22 protein-coding genes and 4 tRNA genes are annotated in these 26,958 nt (G+C 38.8%); 13 read left to right on the top strand and 13 right to left on the bottom strand.

Annotation, left to right across the window (positions count from 1 at the left end):
- Nucleotides 1-5: 5 nt before the first annotated feature.
- Nucleotides 6-902, bottom strand: coding sequence for a GTPase Era (gene era, locus ABEG20_RS20375; RefSeq protein ID WP_406825057.1), 897 nt, complete (start codon nucleotides 900-902; stop codon nucleotides 6-8).
- A gap of 114 nt (nucleotides 903-1,016) precedes the next feature.
- Here era and ABEG20_RS20370 point away from each other — a divergent pair.
- The 3 genes from ABEG20_RS20370 (at nucleotide 1,017) to ABEG20_RS20360 (ending at nucleotide 2,047) form a co-directional block, all read left to right on the top strand.
- Nucleotides 1,017-1,092: transfer RNA gene (locus tag ABEG20_RS20370), tRNA-Met, on the top strand.
- Nucleotides 1,093-1,163: 71 nt separating this feature from the next.
- Nucleotides 1,164-1,235: transfer RNA gene (locus tag ABEG20_RS20365), tRNA-Glu, on the top strand.
- Nucleotides 1,236-1,483: 248 nt separating this feature from the next.
- A complete protein-coding gene (locus ABEG20_RS20360) occupies nucleotides 1,484-2,047 on the top strand; it encodes a phage integrase SAM-like domain-containing protein (RefSeq protein WP_406825056.1) in 564 nt (187 codons plus the stop codon).
- Between the two features lie 207 nt (nucleotides 2,048-2,254).
- Here ABEG20_RS20360 and ABEG20_RS20355 read toward each other — a convergent pair whose 3' ends face one another.
- The 4 genes from ABEG20_RS20355 to ABEG20_RS20340 are packed head-to-tail and all read right to left on the bottom strand — an operon-like array spanning nucleotide 2,255 to nucleotide 6,156.
- Nucleotides 2,255-2,740: a DUF6705 family protein gene (locus ABEG20_RS20355; RefSeq protein WP_406825055.1), complete on the bottom strand. Its 486-nt coding sequence runs from the start codon at nucleotides 2,738-2,740 to the stop codon at nucleotides 2,255-2,257.
- A gap of 13 nt (nucleotides 2,741-2,753) precedes the next feature.
- On the bottom strand, nucleotides 2,754-4,304 hold the full coding sequence (locus ABEG20_RS20350) for a hypothetical protein (RefSeq protein ID WP_406825054.1): 1,551 nt from the start codon (nucleotides 4,302-4,304) through the stop codon (nucleotides 2,754-2,756).
- Nucleotides 4,305-4,337: 33 nt separating this feature from the next.
- Nucleotides 4,338-5,618 (bottom strand): O-antigen ligase family protein, encoded by a 1,281-nt coding sequence (locus tag ABEG20_RS20345; RefSeq protein WP_406825053.1) that lies wholly within the window; start codon nucleotides 5,616-5,618, stop codon nucleotides 4,338-4,340.
- A complete protein-coding gene (locus ABEG20_RS20340) occupies nucleotides 5,611-6,156 on the bottom strand; it encodes a M23 family metallopeptidase (protein ID WP_406825052.1) in 546 nt (181 codons plus the stop codon). The genes ABEG20_RS20345 and ABEG20_RS20340 overlap by 8 nt, the downstream gene beginning before the upstream one ends.
- A gap of 706 nt (nucleotides 6,157-6,862) precedes the next feature.
- On the opposite strand from ABEG20_RS20340, the gene ABEG20_RS20335 reads away from it, so the two are divergent.
- The 3 genes from ABEG20_RS20335 (at nucleotide 6,863) to ABEG20_RS20325 (ending at nucleotide 7,384) form a co-directional block, all read left to right on the top strand.
- A complete protein-coding gene (locus ABEG20_RS20335) occupies nucleotides 6,863-7,039 on the top strand; it encodes a hypothetical protein (RefSeq protein ID WP_406825051.1) in 177 nt (58 codons plus the stop codon).
- A 122-nt stretch (nucleotides 7,040-7,161) separates the two neighbouring features.
- Nucleotides 7,162-7,237: transfer RNA gene (locus ABEG20_RS20330), tRNA-Met, on the top strand.
- Nucleotides 7,238-7,312: 75 nt separating this feature from the next.
- Nucleotides 7,313-7,384, top strand: a tRNA-Glu gene (locus tag ABEG20_RS20325).
- Between the two features lie 233 nt (nucleotides 7,385-7,617).
- On the opposite strand, the gene ABEG20_RS20320 is transcribed toward ABEG20_RS20325, so the two are convergent.
- The 8 genes from ABEG20_RS20320 to ABEG20_RS20285 all read right to left on the bottom strand — a co-directional run bounded on the left by ABEG20_RS20320 (nucleotide 7,618) and on the right by ABEG20_RS20285 (nucleotide 15,745).
- Nucleotides 7,618-7,767: a hypothetical protein gene (locus ABEG20_RS20320; RefSeq protein WP_406825050.1), complete on the bottom strand. Its 150-nt coding sequence runs from the start codon at nucleotides 7,765-7,767 to the stop codon at nucleotides 7,618-7,620.
- A 69-nt stretch (nucleotides 7,768-7,836) separates the two neighbouring features.
- On the bottom strand, nucleotides 7,837-8,046 hold the full coding sequence (locus ABEG20_RS20315) for a hypothetical protein (RefSeq protein ID WP_406825049.1): 210 nt from the start codon (nucleotides 8,044-8,046) through the stop codon (nucleotides 7,837-7,839).
- Nucleotides 8,047-8,325: 279 nt separating this feature from the next.
- The gene (locus tag ABEG20_RS20310) at nucleotides 8,326-9,489 is read right to left on the bottom strand and encodes an AMP-binding protein (RefSeq protein WP_406825048.1); all 1,164 of its coding nucleotides are present in this window, start codon (nucleotides 9,487-9,489) and stop codon (nucleotides 8,326-8,328) included.
- An 8-nt stretch (nucleotides 9,490-9,497) separates the two neighbouring features.
- Nucleotides 9,498-10,415, bottom strand: a complete 918-nt coding sequence (locus ABEG20_RS20305; RefSeq protein ID WP_406825047.1) for a glycosyltransferase family 2 protein — start codon at nucleotides 10,413-10,415, stop codon at nucleotides 9,498-9,500.
- Nucleotides 10,416-10,417: 2 nt separating this feature from the next.
- Complete coding sequence (locus ABEG20_RS20300; RefSeq protein WP_406825046.1) at nucleotides 10,418-11,650, bottom strand: hypothetical protein; 1,233 nt, start codon at nucleotides 11,648-11,650, stop codon at nucleotides 10,418-10,420.
- A 3-nt stretch (nucleotides 11,651-11,653) separates the two neighbouring features.
- The gene (locus tag ABEG20_RS20295) at nucleotides 11,654-12,484 is read right to left on the bottom strand and encodes a hypothetical protein (protein WP_406825045.1); all 831 of its coding nucleotides are present in this window, start codon (nucleotides 12,482-12,484) and stop codon (nucleotides 11,654-11,656) included.
- Nucleotides 12,485-13,057: 573 nt separating this feature from the next.
- Nucleotides 13,058-13,804, bottom strand: coding sequence for a LytR/AlgR family response regulator transcription factor (locus ABEG20_RS20290; protein ID WP_406825044.1), 747 nt, complete (start codon nucleotides 13,802-13,804; stop codon nucleotides 13,058-13,060).
- A gap of 12 nt (nucleotides 13,805-13,816) precedes the next feature.
- A complete protein-coding gene (locus ABEG20_RS20285) occupies nucleotides 13,817-15,745 on the bottom strand; it encodes a histidine kinase (protein ID WP_406825043.1) in 1,929 nt (642 codons plus the stop codon).
- A gap of 534 nt (nucleotides 15,746-16,279) precedes the next feature.
- On the opposite strand from ABEG20_RS20285, the gene ABEG20_RS20280 reads away from it, so the two are divergent.
- The 7 genes from ABEG20_RS20280 to ABEG20_RS20250 all read left to right on the top strand — a co-directional run bounded on the left by ABEG20_RS20280 (nucleotide 16,280) and on the right by ABEG20_RS20250 (nucleotide 26,954).
- Complete coding sequence (locus tag ABEG20_RS20280) at nucleotides 16,280-16,870, top strand: RNA polymerase sigma factor (RefSeq protein WP_406825042.1); 591 nt, start codon at nucleotides 16,280-16,282, stop codon at nucleotides 16,868-16,870.
- A gap of 74 nt (nucleotides 16,871-16,944) precedes the next feature.
- Nucleotides 16,945-18,099, top strand: a complete 1,155-nt coding sequence (locus tag ABEG20_RS20275) for a FecR family protein (protein ID WP_406825041.1) — start codon at nucleotides 16,945-16,947, stop codon at nucleotides 18,097-18,099.
- Between the two features lie 110 nt (nucleotides 18,100-18,209).
- A complete protein-coding gene (locus ABEG20_RS20270) occupies nucleotides 18,210-21,881 on the top strand; it encodes a SusC/RagA family TonB-linked outer membrane protein (protein ID WP_406825040.1) in 3,672 nt (1,223 codons plus the stop codon).
- Nucleotides 21,882-21,893: 12 nt separating this feature from the next.
- On the top strand, nucleotides 21,894-23,477 hold the full coding sequence (locus tag ABEG20_RS20265) for a RagB/SusD family nutrient uptake outer membrane protein (RefSeq protein ID WP_406825039.1): 1,584 nt from the start codon (nucleotides 21,894-21,896) through the stop codon (nucleotides 23,475-23,477).
- Nucleotides 23,478-23,488: 11 nt separating this feature from the next.
- On the top strand, nucleotides 23,489-24,409 hold the full coding sequence (locus tag ABEG20_RS20260; protein ID WP_406825038.1) for a hypothetical protein: 921 nt from the start codon (nucleotides 23,489-23,491) through the stop codon (nucleotides 24,407-24,409).
- A 71-nt stretch (nucleotides 24,410-24,480) separates the two neighbouring features.
- Nucleotides 24,481-25,851 carry a TlpA family protein disulfide reductase gene (locus ABEG20_RS20255; protein WP_406825037.1) on the top strand — a complete coding sequence of 457 codons (1,371 nt, stop codon included), beginning with the start codon at nucleotides 24,481-24,483 and terminating at the stop codon, nucleotides 25,849-25,851.
- Nucleotides 25,848-26,954, top strand: a complete 1,107-nt coding sequence (locus ABEG20_RS20250) for a thioredoxin family protein (RefSeq protein ID WP_406825036.1) — start codon at nucleotides 25,848-25,850, stop codon at nucleotides 26,952-26,954. Before ABEG20_RS20255 ends, ABEG20_RS20250 begins: the two co-directional genes overlap by 4 nt.
- Nucleotides 26,955-26,958: the final 4 nt, after the last annotated feature.

The raw sequence follows: 26,958 nt of genomic DNA, 5'->3' as shown, positions 1-26,958 counted from the left end.
TACGGTTAATTATCGTAACCAAAGCTTTTTAAGTAATTCTTTTTACTTCTCCAGTCGGGAATTACCTTCACAAACATTTCAAGGAAAACTTTGCTATCTAAAAATTTCTCGATCTCTAAACGCGCTTCGGTCCCTACCTTTTTCAACATGCTTCCGCCAGTACCAATTAAGATGTTCTTTTGTGAATCGCGTTCAACCACAATTTCGGCAGTAATCCTGATCATCGCACCCTTGCCATTCTTCATTTCCTCTTCTTTAAAACTCTTTACAATAACTTCGGTACTGTATGGAATTTCTTTCTGATAGTTGAGGAAGATTTTTTCGCGAATCATCTCCGAAACGAAGAAACGTTCTGAACGATCAGTTAGATCTTCTTTGTCATAATATGGCGGATGTTCTGGCAACATTTCAAGCACACGATCCAATAATCCGTCAACATTGTGTTTATGTAAAGCCGAAATGGCATAAATAGCAACCGGATTTAACTTTTCCTGCCAGTAGGCAATCTTTTCATCAACCTGCTCCTGTAATGCTTTATCAATTTTATTAATAAGCACGATAGTTGGGATATTACGGTTCAGGATTTTTTCCAGAACGTCGTCTTCATCGTGTTCTTCATTGATATCGGTTACCAATAAAAGTACGTCGGCATCAGTTAAAGATCCGTTAACAAAGCTCATCATACTCTCTTGCAAGCTATATTTTGGCTTGATTATACCCGGGGTATCAGAGAAAACGATCTGATATTCTTCTTCATTTACAATACCTAAAATACGGTGTCTTGTGGTTTGTGCCTTAGGAGTAATAATGCTAAGTCGCTCGCCCACAAGCACATTCATGAGGGTAGATTTACCTACATTTGGTTTACCTATTATACTAACAAAACCTGCTTTATGCGCCATTAAAATATTTTTTAAAAAAAATTTGCAGTACAAAGAAACGAATTATATCTTTGCATTCCAATTCGGAAACAGAGTTAAGGATTTAATTCACGAAAAAACGAGTTGCATATAGAGTGCGGGGTGGAGCAGTTGGTAGCTCGTCGGGCTCATAACCCGAAGGTCGCACGTTCGAGTCGTGTCCCCGCTACCAATTCAGTTGGTAGTTTTCAGTTGGCAATTTTAATTGCACACTGAAAATTGGAAATTTAAAAACTGAAAAATGGCCCGTTCGTCTAGGGGTGAGGACGCCAGATTTTCATTCTGGAAACAGGGGTTCGATTCCCCTACGGGCTACAAAAATCAATATCAAATGATGTCAAAACCCTGCAAATCAAACATTTGCAGGGTTTTTTATTGATATCAAAAACCTAAAATATGCATCAAATCACAATAAAAAAGTGTGTAATTCGGTGCGTATCTAAAATAAAAACACTACGCACCGAATTTACATTAATCAACTGAACACCAACATGTTCAGTTATTAAACATCTTGATACAGGAAAGCTGCTGTCTTACTTTTGTTTCACTCTAAGTAAGTAATTATGAAAGGTAATTTCCATCTGCTTTTTTACCTAAGAAAGCAAAAAGTCTACAAAGGAGGCCCAAGGGCCATTTATCTGCGCATTACCGTGGATGGTAAACGTGCAGAGATGTCTGTTGGTCGAGAATGCGAACCCGGAAAATGGAATAGTTCGGCTGGGCGTTCCGTTGGCACAAAGGAAGATGCCCGAACACTCAACACCTATCTCGATAGCCTGCAAAGCAAGATGAGGATGGCTCATCAGGCTTTACTCGACACAGGGCAACATGTTACAGCAGTGAGTCTACAAGGACAGTTTAGCGGCAAATCTCAAAAAAGCATATATCTAATGAGGTTATTTGCAGAACACAATGCTATGGTAAAGGAATTAATTGGCAATGGCTTTGAAGCCAATACACTAAAAGGCTACATTACATCTGAAAAACACTTAACAGGTTTCCTTCGAAAACAGTACGCCCAGGACGATATTCAGATCAGTGAACTAAACTATGCCTTCATTAACAATTTTGAACATTATCTACGGGTCGATTGCAAGTGTAGCGATGTTTCTGCTGCTGCTGTGTAAGCGGCAAAGAGAAAATAAAACGCTAAATAATTTACAACACAGATAGGTTAGATGGCATACTGATATCTTTCTCTAAAAGAGAACCGATATCGCTTATCCTTCAATACCGACGGATTTCGTTAAATCCTGATAAGCAAAGTGGCCACACGCAGAAAAGCAAGTGGCCACTTAATAGATAATTTCTGAACGGGTGTCTCCTTTCAGGAATTATTTTGTTCTTACTAATACAATGTTTGTCGGAACCGAAAAACCCTTAATAGGTTTTTTAGGATACAATGCAAACATATCCCGATCTGATAATTTCCATAATATCTTGTTCTTTGAACCCTCCACAAAAGAAACACTGCCTCTTCCATTTTTGTCTAAAACACGGTCGATCATTAAAATGGTAAGAAAATTTTCTTTGGGGTCTGGCAGCCCACGTAACAAAGTATCCCTTAAACTATCCGAACCTGACAATAACTTGTCCCCTTGCTTATAAGTATACTTGCCAGCAAGCTGATCCCGTTGACCAGTTGAAAGTTTTTTTCTGTATTTAACAAATGTAACTGTGAATGTTTTTCCTTCAAATTCACCTTCCCAAGTACCTACATAGGTGTCAGTTTTTGGATCTTTGAAATATGCGTCCTTGTTTTGAGCATTAACAAAAACACTAGTTATTGTTAATAGCAATAATAATAGGTAATTTTTCATTTTATATTTTTAATTAACATGGATTTGGCACTACTTTATTTTCTACATCTACTTTAATAGGCTTCCACTCTGTAAAATTGGCATTGCCTTTAAACATTCTTAAACCTGAGCCTTCAATAGCTTTTAGGAATGCTTTTTCCCATGCAGACACCACAGGTGTACCTGTGCTGATGAGGTTATCCTTATTACCAAGATAACTACTAGTCCAGGCATTGGTATTTGTTTGATTACCAAAGTGATTTTGCATCCAGTTTACAAAGGTATTTATATTATCTATTTTTAAAATATATGAATTACCCGCCGGAGTTACAACACCCATTGTAAAGGTTGCAGGGTTCTTCATATTACCATCAGCATAAGTATTATAGATTGCTGCTATATCGCCTAATGAAAAGATCGGATCTCCGCTCTTATTATGGCTATGGATAGCGCCATCGATTTTTTCATTAAATTCCATAGATACTGAACCCTGGTCCTGGCTTTCTTCAAAATTGTAGGTATTGGTTGAAAGCTCATAGGCATACATAGCTTCTTTAGTAGAATCGGTTACGGCTTTATCTTTAAGCAAATCGAAACGTTCCCTGAAGTCTTCATTCTGAGCTAATGCATTGGCATTTGCACATGGGTCTGCTGGTGGATTATCCGGGTTGTCCGGATTTGGGAAGTCTGGATTGCACAGGTAGAAATTTGCAGGGTCTAAGCACGGATCATTGCCCGGATCATTGGGATCGGTAGGATCTGGATCAGGATAGTCCACCCACACCGTCGAGCATTCTTCACCAATCCATTCCGGCTCTCCGCAAACCTCCACATACGGATCGCCACCACCAGCACATATAGTTATGTACATCGGCACGCAAATGGTTTCAAATCCTCCGCCACTGATAAGATGATCTTTGATACCACTGGGAAGACTGGCTTTCATCGAAGCTTTCAATTTTTGACTAAGCAACGCGACACTCTTCCCTGGAGATCTTTTTTTGATCATTTTGCCATTCTCGAACCTTAACAGCAAAATCACTTCATCTTTAAGTGTTCTGTATTCTACATAACCGCTGTAATTGGTCATGCTTGTAATCTGGTTGACGCTAGCATCAAAGTGGTTCTTTTCCAGATATTCATAATCCGGCAGATAGGTTAGCTTAAGTTGATTAAAGTTACCTTTCCTGGTTTTGTAGATCAGTAAACGCTGGAATGATGAATTGATCCTGATTAGGTCTTTTTTCGCATCAGCGGATTTATTTTCGAAATTATAGAGCGTTGTCTTTTTTGCTCCTGTGGATATAGGCACCTCATTAAATTCATTGGTGGCCGTTTTAGAAATAAAGCTTTTATTCCATAGCGGGATAATGGTAATTTGGCTCGATTTCATAGCAGTTAAGCTTGATAAGCGCTTACTCACAGCCGATATACCCAACTTGCCCGCCTGTTGATAATAATAGCTTTTTGATTGGGTTAAAAAGTCTGCAGGATCATCTGTGCCGATGTCCGGAGCATAGTCTTTTCTACACGCAAAAATGATTGCAATACCTAGTAGTGCAATGGCGATAATTGTTTTTTTCATTCTTTGGTTAATTTATCCGATATAGTTATTTATTTAGATTTCAGTCATTACGGACCTTTTAATTTGATCAACCAGTGGAGACGGGATCTTAACAGGCATGGACAGAATAATCCTTCCTGTTGCAATAGCATTTTTCGTCTGGTTGGTTCTCTTGTAAAATTTAAAAAGTTTGTACCTACTCAAAAACCTATTCGGCACCATGAATACGGCCTTTTTATATGCAGATTCCGCCTGGTTGTCATTGCCCGACAATTCATAGATCATACCTAATCTCAGATAAGCCTCAAAACTTGGTCTTTTGCTGATCAGCTTATAAATTAATGATTTCGCATTGTCAAGTTCCATCCTGCCAAGTAACAAGCCCGACTTGATCTCAAGATATTCAGGGTCTTCATGCAGCACTTTAGGAAGGGAATCAATAATTTTTTCTGCATGGACTCTGTAGCCAGAAGCCCCCAGCTGCCTTGCTTCCTTAAGTTTTCGGAACGCGGAGATACCTGTCAAACTGTAATGATAATGGGCGCCTATGACCGAACACAATACAAGCGCTGAGACTATTGCGTTCCAAAAGAAAATCCTCCTGTAGAATTTGTAGGTGACCAATCCTATCAGTATAAAAGCACAGAAGAGAAACAGAACCTGAAAAACAATAAGGTGGAAAACATAATTAAACAAGGCTGCCAACACTATTGCAATTATTATTGCAATAGTGTTGACCACTAAAGATTTTGACGAAGGGATATTTAAAGCGGCTTTAGCAATATAGAATAAGATGGAGAAAGCGGACATCAGTATGACGATCCCGTACAGGCCAGCTTCGATAATGAACTGAAAATATTCATTAAAGGCAAAATAGGTATTATCAGCAAGCAGTAGTTCTCGACTTGTATAATTGCCTCTTATGAAATAATCTGCCTGGTAGTGCATAAATTCACGTTGAAATCCATTTATTCCCGTTCCGGTCATCCAGTTATCTTTAAATATTGAGATCGCGATCTTATAAATGAGCCATCTTCCGGATGATGAATCAACTTTAAATAGGGTTGTGAGTATGATCAGTAAGGCCACTATACTAACACCATAAAGCGCATAGTGCTGCCACTTCAATTTAGCGCTGGTGTTTTGCCAAATCACAAAAAAGAATGCAACGAAAAAGCCTATAGTAAATGACCTACTTTCGTTGGCTATAGCTAGCGACAGGCCAATAATAGAAGTTGTATATAAAAGACAATTCTTCAGGAAGGTGCTTATCTCAGCGGATAAATATGCATCAAAGGATGCAGGAAGCACGTACCTACGTTTTTCTTCAGTCATTTTTAAGGTATTCTAATGGATTCAGATAAAACATTTTTTGCCAGCCAAGTACAGCCTTGAAATCATAGTGTCTAAATATGGGCACACAGGAAAAAATTGAAAAATGCAGATGGAATGGCGAATACCTGGCATTGCCGGAATCTCCGACCAATCCAATAGGCTCACCGTTTCTGATATAATTTCCGGTTTGGCAAAGGCGCTTACTTAAATGCGCAAAGTAGTAGACCTTTAAGCTTGGAGAGATAATGTAGACATAGTTACCACCATTATTGCTAAAGCCACTTTTTAAAACAAGACCGCTGGATGGATTGATAACCTTTGCCCCCAAGTCATCGAACAGATCAACCCCTCTATGAACACTTGAATTTCCCCAGGGAGCTTTCCAAAAACTTTCGGTATTCCATTCGGTTATTTGAGAGTCCACAGGAAATGTGATCTTTTCAAAAAGTTCAACTATATTAAAAAGAACAATCAGGCAAGCAAGTGCCAATAAAATTAGTTTTATAGTGTGAGGAGCGTTAAATTTATTTATTGGCATTTACAGGCTTATTACGCTGTAAAATTATTCATATTAAAAATTATAAATTCAGTACTACATTGATTGCTGCGTTTTTCGGGAAAAAAAGGTGCTATTTCTTGATAAATAGGTGAATTCTCGTGATGAACATTTGTCAAGATCACAAAACAGCCTGAGTGTAAAAAACTATAGATTGAGTAGAAATTACTCTTTCTCGATCCATGTTTTGAAATTCCTATCCCATTTCTGACTGATAATAATTTGGGTGGATAAATCATAACATATTGACCTCTCTTCACCAAAATCAAATAATCAGCAAGATCCTGACTTATAGCTAATTTCGCTATATACTAAAATTGGTGAGATAAGTCAATCAAATTGGTTTATGCATATCTATGTATAAACGCTCCTGAATTTACTTAAAGTGGCGATTTCAGGTAAAATGGTTCTTACCCAATTTTGATGGTTTTTATGATAAATCTGATGATGATTTGGCAAGAAATAATGAATCTTAACAAACTGATTTTCTCATGAATTAATCCCCTTAAAGTAGTTTCAGCAGATAACTAGTGTCTAAATAAATTAATCGTTAAATTGAGTTCTATTTTAGATGCCTATGAACCCCAGCTATTTTAAATCCCGAAAACCTTTTTCTTTCTCTCCCCACCCATTTGACCTTGGAACCTTTTTGGGGTTATGGTCAAGTTATGAGGATAATCATTTTGTATTGAAGCTATACAAGATGGATGAAAAGAAATTTGCCGGTTATTATTCCCATCACTTAAGTTATGCTTTAGGAAATAAGCTTACAGTGGAAGAGGATTTCTTCCGACATGTCTGGCAGATTGTAGAAAACAGCCCTTTTTGCAAACCCAATAAAAAATCAACCATCATCAAAAAATAATTCACTAAAAATCAAGCAGATAATTTAAATATCAAATTAAAGTCTTTGAAGCCTTTTGAAAACTAAAAATAATATATACCTTTGCACTCCTTCAAACGCGATATTTGAAGCAGAAAATAGAGTGCGGGGTGGAGCAGTTGGTAGCTCGTCGGGCTCATAACCCGAAGGTCGCACGTTCGAGTCGTGTCCCCGCTACCAAGAAGTTGGGAGTTGAGAGTATTAAATTTGGAGTTTCTCCAAACTGAAAACTCCAAAGTCAAAACTCAGATTAATGGCCCGTTCGTCTAGGGGTGAGGACGCCAGATTTTCATTCTGGAAACAGGGGTTCGATTCCCCTACGGGCTACAGAAAGCACATCAAATGATGTTAAAACCTGCAAATTAAATATTTGCAGGTTTTTTTGTTTATATCAAAACGACTCAACATTAAAATTCCTTAACTAATTTTTTATTAAGCTGCATATTGCCAATGTAAGGCTAATTTAATAGCTAAAACCGACCTTAAGAATCGTTGCCAAAAACCACTCTTCAAGGATCAGAAGTAAAATATTAAAGGGCTAATTTAAATGGTCATTTCTGCTAAGGTTTAATTTCCTGATCTATCCCATTTACATATTGGTTAACCAGTTTTCCATTTAGGGCATGGTTAAATAAATGGTTTGGTGCATCTACATAATACAAGGCCCCTCCCGTAACAGCCTTTAAAGAAAGGTGGTACCTTGCATCCAAGTTGTATACGACCTGTGTTGAACAGCCTGCAGCATTCAAAAACTCAATCAAAAGCCTTAACCCTAGTGATTAGTGAATTTCATCAATCTCAAATGATGAGCCGTATAGACCAAAAATTTCATCAATGTAAAAACCGAAACCCTGCAGCGCGCTAAAATATTCTTTACTGTTATTTTGAGGGAGAACAGCATTCGACTGGCTCGATTTGCGTATATGTGGAAAAACGTTCGGTTCGACCAAAGAACCTGCAATAGAGGCAACACCCAGCTCTGTTGCCATTAAGGTTTTGTTTTGTCCAATCAAGCTAATTCAAACATAATACCTGAATATAAAATCCGAAATAAGAATACATTATGTAGATGTTATCTTTTCCTACATAGAAAGATCATATTCGGGACAGACTTAATGCACTTTAAAATTTTCGGCACTAAACAGAATAAAATACTGATTTTGTCTTTAAAACCAAGTTACATGCATTGACATCCAATATACAGTTGATTATATCTACCAGCAATACTTAATAATCGGTATAAAATTCGCCGCATTTGCCAATCATTATCAAATCCGATGATCAACGATTACCGGTGTTTTACCTGTAATGGCATTAGTGTAAAGCTTTAAATCATTCCCCGCCAAAACTTCCAGGTTTTTTACTTTGTAACCAAATACCCCATATAACTGTTGAAGTTTTTGTTCTACGTATACACCTTTGTCAACATTGGATAAATCGGTCATCAGCATAAATGTTATTGCAGTATGCCCTTCATGAGGCACGATCTGTAACTGAAACCGTTCTACATCTGCAAAAACGGCATTAAAATCATCCAGCTCATAGTTACACTCGTTAAACATAAAAGAATTGGGAGACCTCCCTTTTAATTCCAGGTAAAGTTGTCCGCCCACTTCCACCCATTTACCAATATCCCCTGTATTATACCTAAAAACAGGGAAACGCTTACGGAATAAATTACTGACGAGAAGTGAACCATAGCCATCAGCATCAGGACTGCTCGGCTCCACCACAAGGCCATCAATTACGCTGAACAATGATGGCGATCGGCTATAATCGCACCAGGCCCATATCCCCGTTTCGGCAGCACCGTACAATGAATAGATCTGCCTGGTTCCAAAAACATCCCTGAAAAGTTCGATATGTGATGGTGGCAAAAACTCACCACCAAACAATAGATTTGTGATGGATAAATGAAGCTGTTTTTTTTTAAGGTATTGTGCAAAAAGGAATAGTTTTGAAGGTGTACCCAATAACAAGTCGGGCTTAAAATTTAGCGCCATCTGGTAGGCATCTTCATAGGGTAAACCGGCGCTGGCTACCAGTGTGGTTGCATAACACCGCTCCAGCAGATCATCCATAATTGCAGCGGTACGGTACATATCCATATAACCAAACATATTAAGTGCAATGGTTTTTGGCGTAAAAATTTTAGCTTGTTTTAGTGCAGCAGCAAGTGCGGCACGCTGTTCCAGGTTTTCTGCAATATCAACCGGAAAAACCAGCGGTTTTTGGGTAGATCCGCCAGAGCGCACCAAATAAACGCCTTGTTTTTGGCTATGCAGGTCAAAATTGTCATTTAGCAGCTTAATTAATTCCTTTTTACCTATTAAAGGTGCATTTTGATAATCTTCAAGCTCAAGATAATAAGACCTGAAAAGCTCAGACTGCCTGACAATCTGATAGTATTGATTAAGGCGGGGATCAATCATTTTAAAATTTATCTTTTAATAAGCAGATAGCCAAGGTATTTAGGTAAAAAGCTGCGATAATGCCATAAAAACCTGATTTTTTGGCTATTGGATGGTAAATTCTGTAAAGCATGTTTATACCAGCGTTCACCGATCATGCCCATCAATAGCTGGTCGTGTTTGTCTTTACTGTACATATGCCTCGAAATTACCGGCGGCAATTCGATCTGCGTAAAATGGCTGTATTTTTTCCTTGACAGGCTCTCCGGAACCTCGTTTACGTAAAGATAAGCTCCGGTTTGCAGGGCTATTTTACCCGGCACCGAGTTTAGTATTCCTTTTAATACCCGGTACCAAAAATCAATTCCTTCATTTAATTGCGCTTCGGCGTGGTACCTGTTAGAAGCAATCCATTTACTTCTTGTAATTACATTACTGCCAACCCCCATAATAAAATGCGGATTGCTAATTGCCATTAAAGGATTCTTAATCAGATATAGATCGGTGTCAAGCGGTTCTAAATACTTTTTTAAGGATTTAAGATCAGGGTATATTTCGTTACCAGGCATGAAAGTGATATTAAGCACCATCAAATCCAGCTGATGCACTTCAAAGGCATGAGCCGCAACTTCCAGTAAAGCTGGATGATATTCATCGTCCGCATCTAAAAAACTAACTAACTCAGAATGGGTAGCGGCAAAACCGATATTACGGGCATTGCCCGGGCCTTTATTCTCGTTAAGTTCAATAACCTGTATCCTGCAATTGCCAAAAGCTGAAATATGATCACGTAAAAAATCATGAACAACAGCGAGGCTGTTATCTGTACTTAAATCGTCGACGATAATCAACTCATCCGGCAGTTTACTTTGCCGGATGAGTGAATTTAACGTTTGCGTGATATAAACGGCTTTATTAAACAAAGGTATAATGATGGCATGTGTCATATTTATGATGCCGACATCATCACGGGAAAAATGACTCCCCTGCCCTGGTGAACATTAACCACGCTCTCTGCAGAACCACGAAATAAACCAGGACCAAAAGACCGGTTATTGTAACACAGCAACATCCCTACTAAATTAATCAGGCTTTTCTCTGCACCACTGCCGTATTTAAACACGCGCTGGGGTACATATTCCTGTATCATGTATTCGGGCCATTGTTTATCAATAATATCAGACCACACCCTGGCTTCGCAATCACTTTTTACATACATATCGATACCACGGCCACCACTGTTGCGCTTTAATACCCAGTTTAAGTGCGAGTTGCTTATTTCGTTTCGTTTTTCGGGTGCATGCAGTGCATAAGTAGGTATTAAAAATGACTGTAAAAAAAGATATTCTTCTTCAGAAAGATAATTCCTCATGATCTCTTCACTATAAAGAACTGCAAGGATGCGTTTATCGTGTACCAATATCAGCGTGCGTACATCATTAAAGTAATTTCCTTTATTGATGATCAATTTTAATACCTCCAGGTCAAAATTACGTAGTTCTTCACGGTCCATTTCCAATATAAACTGATCAACGGGTTTCCCTGCCAACATAATTGAGCCATTTTGGCATTTTAACTGGGATGGACTTGCAGAAACATAATCCAAACCCTGCTTGCTAAACTCATTTAACAGGTAAAATACCTCGGTGCCTTTTTCTTTCTCATGCACCAGCACAATAGGCTCACTGCGATTAAAACGGCTAAAAATGGCATGAATAAAATCACGCTGGTGAGGAACAGTCTCTAGTAAAGGCAAACCACTATCCTCAGCAATTATGTTCAGGTAATAACTTAACATCCAGCCGTTAATCGGGTACCTTGCTCCTATCTCGCAGATTTTAATGCTGCCATCTTCTGCCTGTAAAAAATCGGGACGATACATGCCCACTTCGTAAGGCCTTGCATTTGCGATGCTCAAAATATTATTCAAACATTCATCAAAATTATAAATAGTACGTATCCTTTCATCAGTAAAATAAGCGTTTACAACATTGGTTAATGCTTTGTTCAATACCTGGCAAAGTTTTTCCATTCGTACTATTTCGCTACGGTTTACGGCAACCGGTACCGGAGAAAATGAATCGGCACCATTGCAGGGTATTTCGCCCAGGTGTTTCATCAATAATTCATTCAGTGTTTCTTTATTACAAATGGTATGTTTTTCTACAAGCTCGCCCGTCATATTCTATGCAATTTCTTCTTCAGACATTACAGGCTCCAAACTAGCGCTAATGGTTTCCATAACTGCCGCTTTTTTACTTAAATAATCGGCTACAATTTCGCGTAAGTCATAATCGGCCAAATTTACATCCATCGCTTTAACATAATAATTGATGGCGTTAACGGCATAAAAGAAATGGTTTTTCTCCGTTGGTCCGCAGTGTACGGTTATCCAGGCCAATGTATGTTTTAGGGTATCTTTATCGAAACCAAAATCATCTTCCAGCCAACGCGTAAACTTTGGCAATATAAACTCCACCTCGCCATGGGTATAAATTTCGTGAACCAGTGTAGTTAACAGGCCAATCAATAAATCTTTATTGCGCAAAGAGTTCTGGTCTTTCCAATATTTAAAAGCACGTGCACTCGGATCAAGGTATTGCCTTAACAACCATCCATCATCGCCGCAGGTATTGGTTGCCATGGTATAGAAGAGATCAGAGTGTAATACTTTGCCAACAACAGCCAGGTCTTCATCAACAATCCTGTTCAGGCTGGCTACCGATCTGAAAAGCTGCGCTTCATCTGGTACAGGTATGTTTTTATGGATCAGCATGGTCATACGGTTACTCAATCCGGCAACAGTAACCGCACTATTGTTGGTTTGGCTCCAGCTGTGAAAAAAAGGTTTAAGATGATCCCTGTCATGCAGAACTGCAGTGAGTTTCACGAAACTGTCTTCAATTGTTTTAAAATGCTCAGCTTGTTGAGGAAAATAAGCTAAGAGCTGGTGCTTCAATGGAGATTCTTCCATCCCTTCGAGCACAGGAATAATAATTGATAATAAATTTCTCACGATTTGTTGGTTTAAGGTTTATTTAGTGTAAATCAATAGCTACTGAAATATTCTTAATTTGTTTTAAAAAATTCACAAATAAACAAGTGATTAGCTTGTTATCCATCACTTGGATGATCAGACATGAAGTTAATAATTGATAACAGAACAAAATCAACTGTATGATATTCAGAAATATACAGTTAATACACGATAATAGGAATAACTGATGAAAGAGCGTTTTTCATTTGATGAGCAGTTTGAGGTGATCAGATGGATTTGACTTATACATAGATACGCACTTTTTCATTAATAAAAAAAAGACACGTGTAAGATATTATAAAATTACACAATTTTACTTTTTACAGCAATCAAAATGTAAATTATATAATACAAATATTTAGTTTCTGAACAATATTAATTTTTTTGTGAAATCAGAATATTCACTAACAGCATTTCATCAGGGAGAAGTATAAAGCAATTTAATGCTTAGGATAATAACGATCTTAAAAGGAGGTCCATCTTTTTGAATACATGTATACTCCTATTGATTTTACCCAAAAAAAATATAATTGACATTAACGTATAAGCTGCCTAAGCAATATTCTCGAGATATTTTAATACCTCTTCTTTTTTTCTACTGGAAACCTGAATCTTCTCTCCGTTCTCCATTTGAAGATAGCCTTCCCTGAAGTATTTTTTAACATACGCAAAATTAACCAGGTAGGATTGGTGGCATCTTAGAAAACCGAAAGGAGAAAGCAGCCCCTCATAATCTTTCAAGCCTTTTGATACGAGTATTTCATTTGAGCCTTTGATCACAAAAGTAGTATACCCTTTATCCCCCCTGCAGAACATGATATTTTCTATAGCAACCACCTCAATGTATTCGAGTGTTTTGAGTGCAATGCGTTTATTGGCAGATAATCCCTGGGCCAGGTAATGTTCTTTAGCAATGCTTAATTGCTGCTGATCAAATAAATCCTGTTTGCGGTGATGGAAACATTTATGTAGCGCTGAGGTTAACGATTCATCGTCGACAGGTTTAAGCAGATAGCCGAAAGCTCCAAGATTAAGTGCTTGTATGGCATATTGATCATAAGCAGTTAAGAAAATAACCTGAAAATCGCCTACCCCTACCTGTTCAAAAAGCTGAAAACTATCACCATCCTTTAACCTGATATCCGCAAGAATAATTTCTGGCTTTAAAGCCGGAATCTCTACGGTTGCGACAGCGATTTCGGCGGCAGATCCAACCACTTCAACATAGTCAATCCGGTTTACAATTTGTAAAATATGCTGCAAGATACGCGGCTCATCTTCCAATATATAAAGTTTCATGTTGGGATATAATTAATCGTTGATAATCGGGATATTGATTTTAACCAGCACACCTCTTTCACCAATCTCTTTTTTGTCGGTCAGATTAAAACTGGCATTTTGGCTATAACGGCAAAAAAGCGCTTCAAACCGCTCGGTTAAAATGGCTTGTGCCAAAGATTGTTTTTGCTGATTACCAGCGATCTTATTACTCAAACCGCAGCCATTGTCGTCTATCGTTATTTCGAGCTGGTGATCGTCCTGTTGTTCAAATGAGATCTTGAGTATCCCTTTATAAGGAATATTTCTGAATCCATGTTCGATTGAATTTTCGACGAAAGGCTGGATAAGCATAGGTGGAATAAGTATGCCCTGTTCGTCAATTTCTTCCGAAACCGAAATTTGATAAGTAAAAGTATCAGCATAACGCATTTGCTGTAATAACAGGTAATTATTTAACGAAGAAATTTCTTCGCCAATGGAGATAAAATCTTTTCTGTTTTGTTCAAGGATTGCCCTTAGCAAACCTGAAAAGGATTTTAAGTATCTGACAGACTCAGACGTGTTTCCTGAAGAGATCAGGCCCTGCAGATTGGAAATGGCGTTAAATATAAAATGTGGATTAAGCTGTACCTGAAGAAGTTTTTGTTCCATAATTAACCGCTGGTTATCGGCGGCAAGAAGCTTGTTTTTATCCTTTAACCGAAGCTGGCGATAACTGATAATAAAAAGTGATACAGCCGCCAGGGAAATAACCAATACCATAAATAACAACCATCGCTGTTGATTGATCAGCTTCTCGTTCAGCTTATTGCGGCTGTTAAGATCGTTAATACTGCGGTCTTTCTTTTTTACCTCATATTTTTCATGCAACTCAGCTACTTTTGCAGCCTCAATGGCTTTATTATTCCTGATTTCAGTTTTATAAAGAGATTCGGCAGCGGCCAGGGCCGATCTGTAATCGCCTTTAAACTTGTATGCATCGATCAGGCCCAGATAGGGAGAAGTTTTGCGCTTCCCGGAAGGATCTTTTTTTTCCATTTCTATCCCCGCACGGTAATAAAAAATAGCAGAATCTGGCTGATTATCCTGTATAAATGCCGTAGCCAGATTATTATACGCGATATCATTCAGGTTATCTGTTTTTTTTAGAAAACTGAAATATATCCGGCTACACTCCAGCGCCTTACCTGGCTTCATCTGCTTACTGTAAATCTGCGCCTGGTTGTCATAGGTACGAGCCAGTGCAAGGCTATCTTTGATATCAATAGCCAATATGCGCGCCTGGTTATTGAAGTATAACATTTTGCTCAAGTCGCCAAGTCTTGAAGCCAGTAAAAAAGAGATGTCAAAATACCGCTGCTTAATAACGGGATGATTTTTATAAGGATGTGCCGCAAAATACCTGGCAGCGTATTCCAATGATTTTTGTCCGTTTTGATTTTGATAATAGGCCTGCGCAACTAAATCGTAATAAAGATAAGTTAACCGGCTTTTCTGTGTCTCAGCAATTTTTAAACCAGACAGAATCCGGTTCATGAGCGTGGCTTCCACCATCGATCCATTGGCAATAGTATAAGAAATGATCGTATAGTCCTTTAATAGTTCAATATCATCATTTTTATGGTATCCATTCATTTGCTGATAAGCTGCGAAAGCGCTGTCTTTTTTCTTTTGGAGCGAAAAATTTCTTGCCCTAAAATAATGGTAGAAGGGATTTTTTTCCTTTCCGGATGTTAAAGACAGTAGACTATCCTGCTGATGAATGATCAGCCTGAGCTTTTTGGTTCCCTTTAGCGTATCTAACGAAACAATAAAGGATATCAGATTAGCTGTAGATTGCCCGGAGGCTGATACCGGTTGACCTGTGCCAATTGCTTCAGGCTTTTGTTGGCACGAAACCAGGCAGAGCATGGAAAGCACAAAAACAGGAATAAAGCGACACCGAAAAAAATCATTCATGTTGTTTGTTTGATGTTTGAGTATTTCCTAATAAATAAAGTTTAAATATATCAATCGAAAGCTTAGCTGAAAAACCTCTATCGATATTCGGGAACTTTGAGGTTATATCCGCTGGTGAAAGTTAATTATCCGACAAGGCTAAAAGCTGGGGACCAAGCTGGAACTAAAGAAATATTTTTACTTCTAAACCTTACCTATTAGCGATTACTTAAAGGCAAAATGATAAATACCCTGGCTAATTTTGGTAAAGCATGGCAAATATGGGATGGAATATCAATTGCAGGCAGATGCTGCAAATCCCAACAATCTTTTCTTTCTAAAAATCGCTTAAGTAAGGCTTAATAAACTGTAATCTTATTAACACGTCGTATTTTGACAGGTTTTTTGAATCCAATGACCTGGGAAGACTTACAGAGTCTAGAAAAATTCAATCGGTTTTTAAAAATTAAGCGTTAAAAGCATTACTTTATTCAAAAAAATGTTGCTGCAAGTTAGTTTTTACATAAATTAGTATAACTAAACGACTATGGCGAAGTGAAGTCTATACCCATTACTGATGAAAAGGAATTACTAACTAAACTAAAGAGCGGGGATAAGATCGCCTTTAAACAGTTGTATCAGCTATATTCCGATAGGCTTGCCAGTAAATTGATTTATTTGTTAAAATCTGAAGATCTAGCTCAGGATATTCTGCAGGATGTATTTCTAAAAATCTGGATTAACCGCGAAATGATTGATGCAGAACTGAGTTTTGGTGCATTCCTTTATAAGATTGCTACAAATCTGTCAAAAAATGTAATCCGGAAAAATATTTATGATCAGGTGATGCGCCTTGAGGTTGGACAGGAAGCGGTTTATCATCCTATGGAAGAAGGTGATGACGCGGAACAGGCCAAAGCCATTCTAGATCAGGCCATGGATCAGCTTACAGACAGGCAACGGGAAGTATACACCTTACATAAACTGGAAGGGCTCAGCTATCAGGAAATTAGTGAAAAGCTGGATATCAGCCTTTCTGCCATTAATCATCACATTCAGAAAGCCAATAAGCACTTAAAAGCAGTACTAAGATCCAGGTCGTTTGAAATATTTATTCTCCTCTTGCCCAGCTTATTAAAAAAATAATTTAACAAGGGGTGCTATTTTTTCTTTTTCAGGTGTATTCTATTTTAAAAGGGCAAAACTTCCCTTAATTTAACATGAGTAAGCCAACCAGAATCAAACTTTTATTTGATCAGTATCTCCAAAACATCATCAGTGAAGATGAATTGGCTGAATTACATCAATATCTTCAGGATGACGAGCATCAGGTAATTTTTGATGAGGCAGTTGGCGATTATTTTGATTCGACATCGCATACAGTCCATGTAAAATCAAAAGAAGTAGGAGATTTAGCCTGGCAGAAAATTGCGCAACACATAGCAGCGCCAGAACCAGCTAAAAGGTTGAGGCTTGTTTCAACGTTCAGATTTGTGGCTACAGCCGCTGCAATTGTGATTATATTATTCACCACACTTTATATCTATCAATCAAATCTTGCTCAGCACCGTTTAAGAAAAACTATTGCACATGATATTCTGCCCGGAACCAATAAAGCAACATTGCAGGCCCGCAATGGCAAAATGTACCAGTTAGCCGGCAGCAAAGAAGAAATTATTGCAGGCGAAAAGGCGATTCGTTATAAGGATGGCACTTTACTTGAAACGGAAGACCAGGTTCAAAATTTTACATTAAGCACGCCAAAAGGCGGGCAATATCGCATCACTTTAGCTGATGGAACCAAAGTATGGCTGAACGCTGCCTCATCGCTTTCTTACCCCAATAAGTTTAGCGACAATGAAAGACGCGTTGTGCTTCAGGGTGAAGCCTATTTTGAGGTTGCACACAATGCCAAGAAACCTTTTATCGTTAGCACCAGAGACCAGGAAATTAAGGTATTGGGAACCACTTTTAATGTCAATGCCTACCAGAATGAAGGGATGACGGTTACAACACTCATTAATGGCCGGGTAAAACTCAATAGCCCAAATAGTTCAAAAGCAGCCTATCTGAAACCTGGAGAACAATCCATACTGAACCAAAATGCTTTCCGGATTATGCCCGTTGATGTGACTTTTTACACCGCCTGGAAAGATGGGGAATTCATTTTTAAAGCTACTCCGCTCTCAACAGTGCTCCGCCAGATTGAGCGCTGGTATAATCTGGAAATAGACTACAATGGTATACCTGATGATATTCAGATTCACGCCTCCATTCAACGCGACAAACCACTATCGGCGGTACTCTCTGCACTTGAAAAAATTACCAACTTAAAATTTGATATCGAAGGAAGGAGAATGAAGCTGATGAAATAAACTGTACTAACTAACCAGGCTAATACCAAGGGTAAGGAGAGAACTAATCCATACCATAGCCTGAAGAATAAAACCAATCAACAACCCATAACCAACAAACTAATCACATTATGAACGATTTCCTTTTTCGTAAGGAGCATAGCCGGCGTATGCCCGGTGATGAAATTAATGGCAAAGTCGCAAAAGAAAATACGTTGTTTTCTTTTCAATGGATCATCATTTTAATTTTCCTTTTCACGATTGCATTTTCAAGTCAATTAAAGGCGCAAACTGTGACGCTCGACCTTAAAAATGCATCAATTATACGTGCGACAGAAGAAATCAGAAAACAGACAAAATATGATTTCACCTATAACGATCTCATCTTAAAAAAAGCAAAGCCAGTTACGCTGAAACTGGTTAAAGAACCACTAAACAGCGCATTAAAAAAGTTATTTTCTAGTCAGGATATTGATTATGAAATCAAAGATCGAATCATCATTATCACTGAAAAGAAAGCCGGCATGGCCAAAGGAGCTAACAATGCGTTGGATGGTCCGGTAAATGGAAGTGTAACCAATGAATCTGGCAAACCGATGGAAGGCGTTACAGTTAGGGTAAAGGGCACCAAGTTCTCTACGCAAACTGATAAAAGCGGGCATTTTATTATCCCAGCACAATATGCAAGTAGCTTGCTCGAAATTAACCATTTAGGTTACTATCATCTGGAGATTCCTGCTCAACGGGCACGTGTGGTTTCCCTTAAAATGTCTGCATCCGAGCTGAAAGACATTGTGGTAAATACAGGTTATGAGCAAATTGATAGCCGACAATTAACCAGTGCAGTCTCTAGTGTTAAAGTTGACGATATTCTTACGCCCGGTGTAAATACTATCGATAAACTATTGGAGGGCAGGATACCCGGATTGGTTTTTATGCAGAATTCGGGACAGGTAGGCGCCGCACCTAAACTTAGAATCCGCGGAACATCTACTATTTTAGGTAACCGCGAACCACTTTGGGTACTGGATGGAATTGTGCTTCAGGATCCTGTAAACGTCAATCCACAATCCATCAATGACCTTGATTTTGTAAACTTATTAGGAAATGCCATTGCAGGCTTAAACCCCGAAGACATTGATCAGATTGATGTACTTAAAGATGCTTCAGCGACAGCGCTATACGGCGCCAAAGCTGGTAACGGCGTAATCGTAATTACGACAAAAAAAGGCAAGCCCGGTAAACCTACCATTTCTTATTCAGCCAATACCACTTTCAACAGACGTCCGCGTTATTCGGATCGGAATATGTATATGATGAATTCTGAAGAACGTATGGATGTTTCGCAGGAAATGGTAGAAAGAAGAATGCAGTACAACAATATCACGCAGTTTTCTGGCTATGAAGATGCGCTTCAGCAATATTATAAAGGCACGATCAATTATGATGAATTTAAACGCCAGAAAGATTATTACGCCAGTGTAAACACAGATTGGTTAGGTTTGATTACGCATGATTCGTATTCCCAAAATCACACCTTAACTTTATCGGGAGGTTCTAACCGCATTAAATTTTATTCTTCCTTGGGTTATCTGGATGAGCAGGGAACAATTAGGGGGGAATACAATAAGCGGTATTCATCAGTAGTAAATGTAACAGCAGACTACGATCAGTTTCTGGCGCAGGTAAGTTTTGCAGGAAACTACTCTTCCAGGAATTATTCTCCAGCTGATTTAGGCATCATGAACTATGCCTATAACACCAGCAGAACTTTACCTGCTTATAATCCGGATGGCAGCTACTTTTATTATCCGGTTACCCCAACGGTTGGTCAGCTCTTCAATTACAATATCCTGAAAGACAGAGAATATAGCGCTGATCATACCGATTTGATGGCAAGCAACTTAAAGGCATTACTAAGGTTAAAAATCACTCCGAAGTTTAATCTGGAAGGCACATTCGCCTATGCCATTAGTAATAATGACAGGCAATTGTATTACACAAAAGATTCTTACTACATCAGTAAACTTCGAGCAGACTACAGTTTAAGGAATGATAAGGCACCAGTGGGAGGTGAATGGACAAAAAATGAAACCCGTAATAACAACTATACAGGCCGTTTGCAGGCCAACTATGCCACAACTTTTGGTGCAGAAAACAGGCATTCACTTACCATTTCAGGGGGTACGGAAATAAAATCAAATGAATACAACGGCTTTGACATCACTAGAAGAGGATATTTCCCTGAAATGGGTGGCTACTTTGATATTGTACCTACTACTTACTCAGGCTATTATAACCAATGGATGTCTACCAAGGCTGCTTTAGGATCATTCAACCGTCAGCTCACTAACGAGCTTGCCTGGTATGGGACAACGGGTTATTCATACCGTGAAAAATACATTTTCAATTTTCATATTCGGGGTGAGCAATCTAACCTTTTTGGAATACGCTCAAATAATAAGTTGCTTCCTATTTACGCCTTTTCTGGTCGATGGAACATGAAAGATGACGTTGCCAGAAACACCTCATGGGTTAGCGATCTGGCTTTAAAGGCATCCTGGGGATGGCAGGGCAATATGCTTCCAGGTCAAACACCCTATATGATTATCAGACAAAATGCTTCAACCGACCCCTATTATAATTCTACATCTGCAAATATTTCCAATTACCCAAATCCAGATTTAAGATGGGAGCGCACCTCTTCATCTAACATTGCCCTGGATTTTGCCTTGTTTGGAAATAAAGTAACTGGATCTTTAGGGTATTTTTACAAAAGGACTCAGGATGCATTTCTCAACAAAATAGTATCAGAAATTAATGGCGTGCAAACTTACGTCATCAATAGCGGAACCATAGAAAATAAAGGAGTTGAGGTAGCTTTAAGCGTTACAGCCATTAATAATGTAGGCATGAATAAGACCAAACGTGGTTTTGTCTGGCGTTTTGATCCGCAATTGGGACAGGTGCTGAATAAAATTATTAACCAGGCCATCAACAATAGAAACAATGTTCTTATTGACAATATTGATTATTCTAATTACCTGAGCGGTAACATTCAGCTGGCAGGCAAACCAATTAATACCTTTTATTCTTACAAATTCAAAAGTTTAAGTCCTGTTGATGGCTCCCCAATTTTTTACGGCTTAGAAAACGAGAATGCTGCAGAATATCAAAAACGCTATTTAAATATGGATAGGCAAGACGTTTACCTGGAAATCATGAGCGAATCCGGTCGTCGCGAACCTTTCATTCAGGGGGGGGTATCCAATTATTTTGGATACAGAAATTTTGGCTTATCGTTTAACCTCACCTATTCGCTAGGAAACAAAATCCGGTTGATGAAAATTGCTTCTGGCTATGCCAGCACCAGTGCCTATCCGCAGCAAAACTTACGTAAAGAATTTGTAGATCGCTGGCGCAGACCCGGCGATGAGGCTTACACCAATATCCCTGGGCTCCAGGTAAATCCGAACACAATTAATGCATGGTGGCAAAACTCCCCGGCAAGCAGTCTTCAACTGGGTGGCAGTGCTTATGATATGTATGATAATTCCGATGTAAGATTGGTGAGCGGAGATTACCTAAAACTACAATCGGCGTCTTTCCGGTACAATTTTTCAGAATCGCTGATGCGTAAACTGAAACTGAGTTCGGCTTACGTTGCGCTTACCGGCACCAATTTATTCACTCTTAGCAATAAAATGTTAAAGGGACAAGATCCAACACAGTCAGGTTCTACGCCAAATATCAATCTATCGGTTAGACCAACTTATTCAGCTAGCCTTAATGTTTCATTTTAAAAGAAAACAATTATGAAATATCTTTTAACCCTTTTAACCTGCCTTTTGCTTCTGAGCTCTTGCAGCAAGTTTTTGGAAGAATATTCTACAGATCAAAAATACCTGGAAACCACCGATGACCTGAACAAGGTAATGATTGGTGAGGCCTTTATGAATAATGTCTACAGTTTATCTTTTTATAACCCAGCAACCATGGGCAGTATTACTTCAGAGACTGACTTTTCTGCCCCATGGCTCCATGTGATGGATGATGATAGCGAAGCATTTGTACTTGGCGCTGCTGACAGAGATCAGGCTACTCCGCTTTACATGCTTTCTGGCTTTCACAACTGGGGGCAGAATCCAGCAGTTAATATTTTAGGCTTCGCCTGGACCGATGTGATGTGGAAAAAAGTTTACAAACGTATTGGTGCCGTTAATGCATTGATTTATCAGGCCTCAGAAATTGCGGCAAAAAACCCGACCGATGTAAATCTGCAGCACTTAAGTGGTGAAGCCTATTTTCTTCGTGCTTATTATTATTTCCTGCTTCAAAATATCTACGGATCTCCTTATCGTAAGGCAACTGCTTCAACAGATGAAGGTGTACCGCTAAAGATATCGGAAAAGGTAGAAGATATCTATTTCAAAAGAACCAATAATGAAACCGTGTATAAACAGATTGAGGCCGATCTTAATCAAGCTGCAGATTTGCTTAAAGGCTACAATCCTACAACTAAGATCAGGGTAGGTATTACAGCTGTTAAATGTTTACAGAGCCGGGTATATCTGTTTACCGAACAATATGATAAGGTGTTGCAAGTAACTAACGGGTATGATAATATGGGTTACAGTATTACTGATTTAAAGCGTTATGTAGCAAAGAGTAACTTTACCTACCGCAGTTCTACAGAAACCATATTTACCATGGGGACAAACGCTATTCCTGCTGTTTTCCCTAATGACTCTTTAGCATCTTATTCTCCCGTTAACCGCCTGGCATCTAGTTTTAAGGCTTCTGATAATCTGATACAGCGCTTTAGTAATAATGACTTGCGCTTGAATGCCTGTTTTACGAAATCGGCAAAAAGCAAAGTGTTTCTTCCGGCTAAATGGCGCACCTGGTCAACCTATAATGACCCTGAGCAAGTTTCTTGCATCTTCTCTTTCCGTTTGCCGGAAATGTTGCTCAACCGTGCAGAAGCACAGGCCATGATTGGTGCTGATGGTGAAGCGTGGAATGAAATTCAAAAACTACAGGCAATGCGCTTTAACAATAATGCAAACAACCAGCAACCTGAATCCAACCAGGCATTGGTTAATTTTATACGGGATGAACGCAGACGGGAATTTTGCTTTGAGGGCCACCGTTGGTTCGATTTGAGGCGGTATGCGGTTAATTCAAAATATCCGTTAGGAGCAGATTTCGAGATCAAACATCCAACTTATAACTATGATGCACAAACCAATACCCACACCCTTGCAGGATATTATATCTTAAAATCTTTTGCCCAAGATGCGGCTAGCTGGCAGGTACCCATTCCTAATTATGCCATAGAATTTAACAGGGGAACATTAACTAACCCCATTCGAAGTGTCCGTAACATTCAACCTTAGACTTGATAAAGATGAAAAATATTTTATTTGTAATAGCAGCATGCTACACGCTTACGCTGGTTTCCTGTAGAAAAGAACCATTTACTGAGTTTCCGGATTATGATAAAAACTGGTTGGCGATGGAAGACAATCCCAATGACCCTACCATCCATGCTAACTTTCAGTTTTACAAAGAAACGGGCATTCCGGTATTTGTAAACGATACCATAGGCTCGCAAAAGCGTGTAGATGTTTTCGGCAAAGCTTATACCTATTATGAGGTACTATCTTTAAGTTATTCGTTGGGTGGCATACCAAGTGGGCCGCCACCAGCTGTGCAATCATTTACTTACTGTAGCAAAGCAGATGTGCCAAATGCGCTAACGTTTTTAAAAAATGAGATTATGCCTGTAATAGGTGGCAATATTCATGTTCCAAGTATCTTTTTGGTTGAAAACATGAATACCAATGCTTTCGGAACCTATGCTTATAAAGGATTTAATACGGTAGTAGTTGCACAGGTTTCAAAAATTCCAACCATGAACGAAACCACAAAAGCGGCCTATAAAGCTGCCATTTTGAGGGCCATGCTTACCAACTCTGTATTGGACAATAAATACGCAGATATCCTGGATAAGTTCTATGCCGTTTCCAGAAAGTATGTTAACGGTCGGGATGCTTATGGGTTAAATTCTTTCTACTTAACGAGTACTTACATTGTGGGGTTACCACCGGGCACTCCTTTCACCTTTCAGGCATTGGGTTTTCTTGGACCAGACACCAGAATCACCTCATCGTCACCCATATCTACCTGGCTAGATGTAAGTATGTATATCGAAGCTGCCATGGTGAATACAGATGCTCAATTTAAACAAAGATATGCTGCAAGCCCTAATATCCTGCTTAAGTATGGCTTTATCCGCCAGATTTTAAATGATATGGGTATAAAATAATTAATAAAAACACCAGTAACCATTGGCAAGCAATTTAAGCTTGCCAACCTTTAAACAATTACAAACTAAAAATGAAAAAAACACTAATTTTTTCTGCGATGTTGGCAATCTCTGCGTCGTCGTGGGCACAAACCGCTGTCATCAAAGGAAAATTTCACAAGCTTTTACCAAATGGTAAAGAAACCCAGGAGGTTTTCTTTTCCAAACCCCAGGAGGGTGAAATCGAGGTAATTTTACCGATGGTAAAAAGCAGACCAGATCAAATCTTCCGTGGCGAAGTAAAAAAGGAAGATTTGAATTCCATTCGTTATGTAGGCGTATTTGATGAGCAATATGCAGTTTATCTGAAACCTGGAGAGGAACTCAATGTAGATGCTGGTGACGGACAAATTACTTATTCGGGCAGTGTAAACAAAGAAAACCAGGTATTTGCCGATTGGTATAAAATGATTAAACCTTTAAGAACTTATGGTTATACCAAAGATGGTTATAGGCTACCTTCTGAAGGTTACCTTAAAATTATCGATTCTTTGAAAGTACCGGTTGAGCAGTTTATTAAAAACATCAATACCGGAAACTCAGCTTTTGATAAACAAGCCAAATATTTTTTAACTTATAGTTATAAATATGATGTGATTATCCCTACTGCCTCTGGTTTGAACATCGGAAAGAAAGAGGAATATCCTGAAAGCCTGGTCAAATTTTATAATGATGAAAAATGGACCGATGCCAATATCTGGAACCTACCTATGGGCTATCATTACATGCTTTACTTCGCCTTCGTAAAGCATATTATTTACAATGCGAAACAAGGAATGGCTGCAGATTTTCTGATCCCGGAAATTTCTAATAAAGAGCTAAAAGCTAAATTTATTGTAGCACAGGCAGAAAGAGGTGCAAACATGAACTTTGTTCAATACCTGGAACGTAACGAGCAGTATATGCAAACCAATCAACAGCGCGACAAAATGAAAGCAATGTTGAAAAGAGCCCGTATGCAGCAACCTGGTGGAGACTGGATTGATTTCTCATATCCTGATGCGGATGGTAAAATGCACAAACTCTCAGATAATTTAGGCAAAGTAGTATTTATTGATGTATGGGCTACCTGGTGCGCACCCTGTTTGAAAGAACAACCAGCACTCGAAGAGCTAGAAAAATCTTTCGCAGGTCAAGATATTGTTTTCATTAGCCTATCAATTGATACAGATAAAGCCAAATGGCAGAAAATGGTTGACGAAAAAAAATTATCGGGTTTACACTTGTTCACGAATAACAAAGGATCAGTTGTTAGCGACTACGAAGTAACAGAAATTCCTAGATTTATTTTATTTGATAAAAACGGAAAAACGGTAAACATTAATGCGCCTCGCCCAACTGAAGCGAAATTAAAAGCCCTTATCGAAGCCACCCTTAAAGGAGAAAAACCAACAACAAAATGAGAAAATTAATTATTTTGACCATCATCTGCCTAAGCACATTTAGCTGGGATTTAACATTTGCGCAGGGAATAAATTTCGAAACGACCAGCCTCGCTGTAGCGATGGGCAAAGCAGGAAATCCGGCTGAACCAAAATTGATTTTAGTAGACTGCTATACCACCTGGTGTATTCCATGTCTGGAAATGTCTCAACAGGAATTTCCTAAAAAAGTAGCCGGTGACTACTTTAACTCCAGATTTGTGTCCATCAAATTTGACATGGAAAAGGGCGAAGGGCTAGAGATTGGTAAGAAATATAAGGTAACGGCATATCCCACCTTTCTGATTTTAAATGCTCAGGGTCAGGAAATCAACAGGGTAGTAGGTAAGGCAACCGCTGAAGAATTTATAGAAAAGGTAAAAAGTGCATTGGATCCTAAAAACTCTTTGGCTGGTTTAAAAGCCGCTTATGAAGAAAGCAAAACTATGCAAACGGGATTCCCTTATGCCCTCGCGCTTTATCAAAGTTCGAAAGATCCATCACCCGTACTGGAAGAACTCTTCGACAACGCACAGGATTTTGAACGGTTCAGCAAAAATTATCTTGAACTGGCTTTTGGCATCACGAAGTTTGGTAGTCCTTTTTTCAGAAAATTAATGTTAGAAAAAGCGAAGATTGATGCGGCTTGGGGTACTGAAGTTACGAATCGGATCATATTTGACAAAATCCGTAAAGATATGTACCAAATTGCCAATGAAACTGCGGCAAAGTATAATATCGTGTATACGCCGAAAGAAGTAGAGGAGATTGCCTATACTGTATCCCTGCTCAAGCTACCTCAGGATAAAGCCGAATCACATATGTGTCGACTTGCGCTTTACGTTATCAATCAAGATTTAGATGGACTAATTGCCTATTACAAACGCCATATTGCTTTGATACCAAATACAGATGTATTTAAAGATATGTTAGATGGGATGTTAATGCAAAAGATGGCTAAGGCTAATGAGAAGCAAAAAATCGCAATCAAAGAGTATTTTACCGGATTAGTAAAGATTCATGATAGGGAAGCTCAAAGATATCGGTCCCTAGCTGAAAATCTGAATAGAACAGCTGTTAAATAGGGTA

The organism is Pedobacter sp. KACC 23697 (genome assembly GCF_045348445.1).
GTDB lineage: Bacteria > Bacteroidota > Bacteroidia > Sphingobacteriales > Sphingobacteriaceae > Pedobacter.
This window is presented reverse-complemented; position numbering and strand designations above follow the sequence as displayed.